The sequence below is a fragment of the Aquitalea sp. ASV11 genome (assembly GCF_016429185.1).
Taxonomy (GTDB): domain Bacteria; phylum Pseudomonadota; class Gammaproteobacteria; order Burkholderiales; family Chromobacteriaceae; genus Aquitalea; species Aquitalea pelogenes.
In genome coordinates this window covers 1-253 of record NZ_JAELUD010000331.1, presented here as the reverse complement: position 1 = coordinate 253, position 253 = coordinate 1, and the positions used below count along the sequence as shown (strand labels likewise).

The window sequence follows — 253 nt, the reverse complement described above, 5'->3', positions numbered from 1 at the left end:
CCCCCCCCCCCCCCCCCCCCCCCCCCCCCCCCCCCCCCCCCCCCCCCCCCCCCCTTTTCAAGCAGAAGACGGCATACGCGATTATTGCGTTCGTCTCGTGGGCTCGGAGATGTGTATAAGAGACAGGTGCCTGGTTGATGCGGGCATCGTCTTCGGGCAGGGGCACCATCACCCCCAGCTCCTTCTGGATGGCTTCGCCCTTGCGCAAGATGACTTTCAGCACAAAGCCGTCAATCGGATTGTCTTGCCCATA

1 pseudogene is annotated in these 253 nt (G+C 64.4%); it reads right to left on the bottom strand.

What is annotated here, in order from left to right:
- Positions 1 to 253: pseudogene (locus tag JHD62_RS22430) on the bottom strand (hypothetical protein); the annotation flags it as partial.